2 protein-coding genes are annotated in these 2,578 nt (G+C 65.9%); one reads left to right on the top strand and one right to left on the bottom strand.

Annotation, left to right across the window (positions count from 1 at the left end):
* Nucleotides 1-323 (bottom strand): PAS domain-containing protein (locus ACLFRB_RS11735; protein ID WP_411069198.1); only part of this gene is annotated, 323 nt, incomplete at its 3' end.
* A 546-nt stretch (nt 324-869) separates the two neighbouring features.
* Here ACLFRB_RS11735 and ACLFRB_RS11730 point away from each other — a divergent pair.
* Nucleotides 870-2,578 (top strand): molybdopterin-dependent oxidoreductase (locus ACLFRB_RS11730; protein ID WP_411069197.1); only part of this gene is annotated, 1,709 nt, incomplete at its 3' end.

Below are 2,578 nucleotides of genomic sequence, written 5' to 3'. Positions count from 1 at the left end.
CCTGAAGTCGATGGGGCTGGCAGGGTAACCCACACAAAATCGTGAAGCGCCAAAAAATGGACCTCCTTTTCTTCCATTACCCGTTTGAGGGAGGCTCGGATTTCGGAAATGGGAGCCCCTTCAGGTTGTTCGGGGTTCTCGGGGAACACCTCAAAGACTTTCCTGCCGACCAGCTCCTCACGCGCCATCCCCGACATATACAAGTAGCCATCACTCGCCGCGAGGATGGTGAAGTCGGGCTCATCCGCGGCGAGAAGGACGTAGTTCTCTTGCGAGGCCTCAAAGACCCTCTGGAAATCCACCGCACGTTTCGATGAGGGCATGGATGCTCCTAATACTTCCGCATATTTCCGCGGGGAGCCGGAATTTGTTCTAAGAATCGGCAAGGGTGCCCAAGGTTGACCCTAGTACCGGGTCGGTTTTTTGGGGTTGGGCAGGCCGGAAAAGTTCATTGTGACCTGTCCCTTTTGGCGTTGGTTCCCGGGGCGAATTCTTCGGCCTTGTGGGGCTGTCCCAGCCCGAGCGGTAGCTAATCCGATTTCCGGACGAGTTCCACTGGGCCACCCAGCCGGAAACCGAAGCCTGAGGCAGGCCTCGAACCGTTTACTTCTCAAGGCCCAACGACTGTCCAACCGAATGGATCCACCTGGGTCGACTCCCTTCCAGCCAAAGGGCCGTTTGTCCACGGAACCGGGCCAACCCCTTACCCCCACAGCCTTCCACCAGCCCGTCTCCAGGCTCCGTTGCCCGGACACCCGCCGTTGTCCGATCCAAACTTGATCGCGGTCAACACGGGGCCCCCGCTAAGTGTGCCTAATGGTTCATGGCAGTTCCTGTGCAACTTTTCACGCCAGCGAGGGTGCGGAGCCATGAGCCATTTCCTCGATCGTCTCACCTTCTTCCGGCGCATCCAGGGCGAGTTCGCGGAGGGGCACGGCCGCACCACCGACGAGGACCGCTCCTGGGAGAAGGCCTACCGGCAGCGCTGGCAGCACGACAAGGTGGTGCGCTCCACCCACGGGGTGAACTGCACCGGCGCCTGCTCGTGGAAGATCTACGTCAAGGACGGCCTGGTGACCTGGGAGACCCAGCAGACCGACTACCCGCGCACCCGGCCGGATCTGCCCAACCACGAGCCCCGCGGCTGTCCCCGCGGGGCGAGCTATTCCTGGTACATCTACAGCGCCGCCCGGCTCAAGTACCCCATGGTGCGGGGCACCCTGCTGCGGCTGTGGCGGGAGGCCCGGGCCCGCCACCCCGATCCGGTGGAGGCCTGGGCCGCCATCGTCGAGGACCCCGATAAGCGGCGCAGCTACCAGAAGCGCCGCGGCCTTGGCGGCCTGGTGCGCTCCTCCTGGGAGGAGGTGGAGGAGATCACGGCGGCGGCCAACGCCTACACGGTCAAGACCCACGGACCCGACCGCATCGCCGGCTTCTCGCCCATCCCGGCCATGTCCATGGTCTCCTACGCTGCGGGGACCCGCTATCTGTCGCTCCTCGGCGGGACCTGCCTGTCCTTCTACGACTGGTACTGCGACCTGCCGCCCTCCTCCCCCATGACCTGGGGCGAGCAGACGGACGTGCCCGAGTCGGCCGACTGGTACAACGCCAAGTTCATCATGATGTGGGGCTCCAACGTGCCGCAGACGCGCAGCCCCGACGCCCACTTCATGACCGAGGCCCGCTACAACGGCACCCAGATCGTCACCGTCTCGCCGGACTACGCCGAGGCCACCAAGTTCGCCGACCTGTGGCTGTCGCCCAAGCAGGGCACGGACGCCGCCCTCGGCATGGCCCTGGGCCACGTCATCCTCAAGGAGTTCCACATCGACCGGCAGGAGCCCTATTTCCAGGACTACTGCCGCCGCTACACCGATATGCCCATGCTGGTGCGCCTGGACGACGCCGCCGGGCGCATCGTGCCCGGCCGCTTCCTGCGCGCCAGCGACCTGGCCGAGGGCCTGGGCCAGTCCAAGCACGCCGAGTGGAAGACCATCGCCTGGGACGAGGCCTCGGGGGATCTGGTGGCGCCGCAGGGCTCCATCGGCTTCCGCTGGGACGAGAGCGGGCGCTGGAACCTGGAGGAGCGCGAGGGGGGCTCCGGCGGGGAGACCCGGCTGCGGCTGTCCCTGATCGCGGAACGCGACGAGCTGGCCACCGTGGCCTTCCCCTACTTCGGCGGGGTGGCCCACGAGTACTACCCCGACAACCCGCAGGAGGAGGTGCTGGAGCGCCGGGTGCCGGCCCGGCGCATCACGCTGGCCGACGGGAGCACGGCCCTGGTGGCCACGGTGTTCGACCTGATGGCCGCCCATTACGGCATCGACCGGGACCTGGGCGACACCAGCGTTGCCCGGGACTACGAGGACAACGTCCCGTACACGCCCAAGTGGCAGGAGTCCATCACCAGCGTGCCCGCCGACCATGTGGTGCGGGTGGCGCGCGGTTTCGCCGACAACGCGGCGAAGACCCAGGGCCGCTCCATGGTGATCCTCGGCGCGGGCCTGAACCACTGGTACCACATGGACATGAACTACCGCGCCATCATCAACATGCTGGTGATGTGCGGCTGCATCGG

Origin of the sequence: Thiohalorhabdus sp. (assembly GCF_046545655.1) — a bacterium.
GTDB lineage: Bacteria > Pseudomonadota > Gammaproteobacteria > Thiohalorhabdales > Thiohalorhabdaceae > Thiohalorhabdus.
The sequence above is the reverse complement of the archived record's forward strand: the minus strand, read 5'-3'. Positions and strand labels throughout refer to the sequence as shown.